The organism is Oricola indica (genome assembly GCF_019966595.1).
Lineage (GTDB): Bacteria > Pseudomonadota > Alphaproteobacteria > Rhizobiales > Rhizobiaceae > Oricola > Oricola indica.
Window position 1 is genome coordinate 1 of the sequence record NZ_JAINFJ010000035.1, and the last position, 5,399, is coordinate 5,399.

Here is a 5,399-nt window from a genome sequence, read left to right on the forward strand (position 1 = left end):
TTCGTACGGCCTGACAGGCCAACACCGAAGTAGGCTGCGGATTTGAGATCGTAGCTGGCAGCAAGTGCCTCCATGACCATATCGAGGCTCTCGCGATCCGAAACCTCGGCGATGTGTGAAAGTGTGGTGCTGAAGGATGAGCCGACGATATCCGACATGAATTGGGCCTCTTCTGGTTTGATTTCGTGCGTATTTGGTGTTTCTGGTCAATCCACATCAGACCGCACGCCGAGATTTAGACTGCTCATCCCACCGGCCTCAAGGCAGTGGACTATTACTTCGCATCTAGCCGACTTCTGGAACGTTGATCCTATGGGGTGCCGGCGTGATCGGGTCGATTGTTGGTGGGGCGACCCAACACGGAAAGATCGATCCGAATTCCGGCGAGATTGGGGTCAGCAGGCTCGGCCAGAGGGGGCGTAGCGTCCGCGTCTTCTCGCGGCGCCTTCCCTGCAGCCGGTGCCGTTTCTAGCCTTTGAACCGGCTCCGGATCCTCCGCATAGAAGACCTGCTCTCCCTCAAACCACCCCGTGAAATAAGCCTGCACTGCCGTCTCAAACCCCGACGCCTTATCCCCTTCCTCCCGCCCGCCAACGATCCTTAGCACCTTCCCAAACACCTCCGTGCCGAGCCGAATGTTTTCGCAGGTATCGAAGAGTTCGAAGCCGATCTCCGATGGGTCGGTAACGCCGAGCCCCGCCGGGTATTGCGTCAGCCCAACTCTGACGTTCGCCTTGCCGACCCACTGCCGGGTAGTCTCAACCGCCTTTTCGGCGGATTTCGGAGCCGGGACCAGGACCATTTTGTCGCCCTGGAACACGCGGAGCGCGAGGTGGTTCGGCGCATTCATCTCCCCCATGAATTGCTGCACCAAGGCGATCTCGAGGCGCGGATCGGCACATTGCTGAATGAGGTCGACATCGATCATCTCAAAGGTCCCATCAGGTGTTGAAGGCGATGACGAGTGGCAGCCCGAACAGCGACGCCCACGCCCTGGCCGTCGCTTTCTGGATCGGGACGATGTTAGTGTCGCCGGTCCACCAGCCATTGCCTGTCGCCACGATGATGTCCGGCCCTAAGAGCATGGACTGAAGGATTGGCCAGACAATGAGCTGCTCATAGCAGATCAAGGGCGCGATCGACGTCCCGGCAAATCTGCCGGTGGGATTGCCGAAGAACTGCGCCGACGCGCCCCCGGATGCCCAAGGCCGCCACATCGAAACCGGCACCGGCATCCGCTCCCTATAGAAGATCCTTGCCCCCTCACCTGTCAGCTCGATCATGACATTGTCATAGCCGCTCTCGTTTATGACAACAGCTCCGCCGGCGACGACGACATCGAGGTCAGCGAGGTTTCGGGTCCAGAGACGCTCGGTGGTCGGCGTCCAGATCCCGAGCGCGCTTTCTGGCAGAACAATCTTGGTGGCACCGTCCCCTACTGCTCGCCTGACGAGGGCGATCGTCGCCAAGTGTTGAGCGTAGTCGGCATGTTCGCCGGCGACTTGGTAATCGAACGTCGTGTCAATTCCGACCCATCCTTCCGGCGGTTCGGAATCGGTCCAAGTGATTGCGGAAAGCGCAAAGGCCACGCCCATTGCGACACCCGCCAGCGGCCAGGCCCGTGTGGTCATAGCCGAGAGACCGGCGGCCGTGGCCGCCAATCCTGCCCAGCCCCAGCCGGGGAAGAGCACGCCGGCCGCGGTGATCGAACTGGCCCACCCGACGATGCCGAATGGCGGCACGCTCATCAGCGTCGCCGCGCCCAGATATCGCAGCGGCCGATGCCACCCGGGCTTCGGCGACCAAAGGACCGTGTGCACCGCAACGAACATCGTTGACGCGGCGATCCAGAGACCAAGCCCCACCCAGATATCGCTCGCGTAGAAAATCGATACGCCAACGGGCAAGCCACGCGACGCCGCCGTGAAATATGCCATCGAAACCAGACCTGCGACCAGCCGCGTCGGGGCGAACGCCCAGAGCGCGGGAAAGAGGCACGCGACCGGGAGGAGTAGCACCTCGCCGCTCCATCCGATGGCACCGACCGCGGCGGCAGCGACGATGAACATTGCAGCGGTGACCATGCTACGGTGTGAAGGTGAAAACCGGTTTCGCCAACCCGAGAACGCCGGCGGCCGGGATCGGCCCAAAATATCGTGAGTCATACGAACCTCTGAATGTCGAAAAAAGAAACAGCGTGTCTGGGGGCACGACGCCACCGGGATCGGGCATCAGTACCCTGCCCGATCCGTCACGCGGCTGAATCGCAGATTGCGGCAGAGCGAGACCGTCGATCGCAACGGATGTGCCGATTTCAATAGACTGCCCGGGCAGCGCCACGACGGTCTTGATCAGCGGGCTGAGCCAGCCGGTGCAGAGGCCGCGCCGCATATAGCCGCGCTCCCGCGCTTGGCGAAACGCCTCGGTCAGTGGCGGGCAAATGAATATCCGATCCCCGACCTGGACATCGCGGTTCAGGGTTTCGATCCGCCAAAGCCCGAGCGGATAGCTCGGTGTCAGATTGATCCGAAATCCCGTTCCATATCCCAGGCCGAACAGCGCCAGAGGGATGCAAGCGAGCGCGGCAACGATGAGGATCCTGCGCCGTCGGCTCACTGCTTCAGCCCCTGGCTTTTGGTTTGCGTCTGGCGCAGCGCCTCGGACTGCTTCAGGGCCTGCTGGGTGCGCTCGTGAGCGGCAAGTTGCTGGCCGGCCCGCATGATGGGCCAAGCGGTGCTGAGCTTTTCCCGGTCAGCTGGCGACATGCCCTGGGCCGCCGTGTCGAAGGTCGACCCCGCCGGAGCCTTGGCGGCATTGCCGAGCAAGGTCCGCTCCCCGAAGCGCTCCGAGACCGCCTTGTTGAAGGAGTCGAGTTCGGCCTTCACCATGCGGTCGGCGAGCGCGAAGCCGAGCGCGGCCGGCAGGTCGTTCCTGTCGATCGCATCGCGGACCTTTTCCATTGCCCGCGCCGCAGCCGGCGACAAAGACGGAATGTCGATCGAGGTCCGCTTGCGATGTCCTTCCTCTTCCAGCCTATACTCGGCCATCGCCCTCTCCCTCATGTCGAGATAGCGTTCGAGTTCCTTGCGCAGTGCCGGCACGTTGACCTCCGCCACACGACGATCTTCCCGGTCCGCGCGGCTCGCCAGTAACCCCTCTCGACCCTTTAGCGCGCCGAAGCTCACCGCATTCCGCTCGATCTCGCCGAGGCGCTGCCCGGCAATATTCGGGTCTTCAACAACGGCCTCCATGCGCATGGCCTTGAAGGCGCTTTCGGGATCCGCATAGACGAGGCGAATGCGGTCAGAGAAGTTGTCCCACTGCTTTTGCAGTGCCGGATCGGATTGCAGCTTCTCGTCCGCGGCGTCGGTGACCGACATGGTGAAACTGGAAATACCCTTGACCATCGGATCGGCCTTTCTGATTGATTGCGTGGGTTGGTGAAGCGGCTGATCGACGATGCCCAGACGCGCGGCGGCGGTGCGGAACCGAAGCCCGAGATCGACGAGTTTTTGTTTCTGCCGGATCGTCCATTGAACCCGGTCGCGCATCAGCGTCCGCGCGACGCGCACAAGGTGCAGCCCGCGATTGTTGGCGAAACGAAGCGCCTGCGCGTAGAAGCGGCCGCCCGCGTAATCGAGCGTGACTTCCTTGGCGTTCTTTCGTGAGAGGAGCTTCTCGAGCCCGCCGGCGAGATGGAAGGACCGGCTGCCATAATAGAGCGCCATGTCCTCCCGATGCCGGGTCATAGCGACATAGGTCAGGTGCCGGTCGAGCGAGAGCGAGGCCAGCACTTTCACGCGGTCGACGGTCGCGCCCTGCGACTTGTGGATGGTCGTGGCGTAGCCGTGATCGAGGTTGCGATAGAAGCGCTGGTCGACAGTGACCCGGGTTGCGCCCTCCCCGTCTCCGATCGTCGCGACGATACGGCCGGGCGCGGCCTCGACGACCTTGCCGATCATGCCGTTCTTGACGCCAAGCGAGCCCTCGTTTTTCAGGAAAACAATCTGGTCGCCGGCGGCAAACTGCCTGGGCCCATCCTCGGTCCTGAAGGCGTGGCCGACCTCGACCAGCCCCCGCTCGACGAGTTTTTCGCGCGCCATCGTGTTGAGCTGGCGCACATCGCGGCGCAGATGCGCGAGGATCAAGGTTGACTTCTTCGGATCATAATCACGGTTCCAGTCGGCAATGAGCGTTTCGACCGCATCGGCCTTCAGCGTCTGCGCGATCAGACTGCCCTTGGCGCGATATGCAGAGAGCGCTTCCTTGACCCGCCCACGGGCCAGATCGAGCGATGCGGCGCGCATCCAAGGCTCTTTCTGGCGATAGATGGTTTCGAGCTCGGCGTAGCCGGTGCGGTCGACGATCGCGCGGAAGGCCGCACCCGCCTCGATCGGCTGCAACTGCTCGGCGTCACCGACCAGGATGAGTTTGGCGCCGGACCTGGTGACCGCTTCAACGAAGGTCGCCATCTGGCGGGACGAGACCATGCCCGCCTCGTCGAGAACGAAGACGGTCTTGTCATCGAGGCGCCGGCGGCCCTGCTGCCAGCCAAGCTCCCAGGAGGCGAGAGTGCGGGAGGGAATGCCCGCTTCCTTCTCCAGACCCTCGGCCGCCTTGCCCGCAAGCGCGCCACCGACGACTTTGTACCCGGCCAGTTCCCAGGCTTCGCGGGCGGCCTTCATCATCGTGGTCTTGCCGGCCCCTGCCCGGCCGACGACGGTCGCGATCCGCTCCCCACCCGCCACGTGCTCGATGGCCGTCCGCTGCTCATCCGACAACCGCTCATGTCGGCCAAAGACGGCTTCCAAGACCTTCCCCCGGACCGCAAACCCGCTCTTTCCCGAAAGCCAGTCCGCGCGGCTCACCATTTCTGCCTCGAGCCGGATCATCGCCCGTGTGGTCAGCCGCGCCGGGACACGCGCGCCAGTCGCGAAGTCGATGGTCTCATCGGCGAGCTTCAGGCATTCCGGGCTTTCCGCAACCCGCGCCAATAGACGCTGGAAGCTTTCAGGATCGTCGATATAGCGATGCAGGACCTTGGCGATGTCGCGCTGATCGAAGACGCTCTTCTCCGAGGTGAGAATGTCGAGCACCAGCTCTGGACGGGCCTCGATGCGCGCGGCGTTCTTTTGCCGTTGCTCCTCATGAAGGGCGAGCCGTTCGAGATCGATGGCGGTGGCCTTGGTCTCGGCCTTGCGCTGCAACGCCTTGGCGCCAACACCGATATGGGTGGTCGGCTCGATGTCGATACCGCGCTCCGCATAGGACCGGCCATCGACACGGATCTCCAAACCGGCAAGTGCCAGATGGTGGTTCTGAAGATCGAGCCATCTTTGCCGTTGCTCGAGGAATTCAGGTTTCTCACCGGACCAGAGCTTGTACTGGATTTTTCCGGT

At 62.9% G+C, this 5,399-nt stretch carries 4 protein-coding genes; all 4 read right to left on the minus strand.

Features of this window, described 5'->3' with window-relative positions:
• Window positions 1-310 precede the first annotated feature (310 nt).
• On the minus strand, window positions 311-928 hold the full coding sequence (locus tag LC343_RS24825; protein ID WP_223479835.1) for a lysozyme family protein: 618 nt from the start codon (window positions 926-928) through the stop codon (window positions 311-313).
• 13 nt (window positions 929-941) lie between these two features.
• Entirely contained in the window at window positions 942-2,084 is a 1,143-nt protein-coding gene (locus LC343_RS24830; protein ID WP_223479836.1) for a conjugal transfer protein TraB, read from the minus strand.
• Between the two features lies 1 nt (window position 2,085).
• Window positions 2,086-2,616 (minus strand): conjugative transfer signal peptidase TraF, encoded by a 531-nt coding sequence (gene traF / locus LC343_RS24835; protein ID WP_223479837.1) that lies wholly within the window; start codon window positions 2,614-2,616, stop codon window positions 2,086-2,088.
• Window positions 2,613-5,399, minus strand: a 2,787-nt coding sequence (gene traA / locus LC343_RS24840; protein ID WP_223479838.1) for a Ti-type conjugative transfer relaxase TraA, incomplete at its 5' end; no start/stop codon positions are given. The genes traA and traF, both read right to left, overlap by 4 nt.

Excerpts from the sequence above, each read along its gene's own strand:
- LC343_RS24830 (WP_223479836.1), bottom strand. The coding sequence starts at position 2,084 with ATGGTCACCGCTGCAATGTTCATCGTCGCTGCCGCCGCGGTCGGTGCC.
- LC343_RS24825 (WP_223479835.1), bottom strand. The coding sequence starts at position 928 with ATGATCGATGTCGACCTCATTCAGCAATGTGCCGATCCGCGCCTCGAG.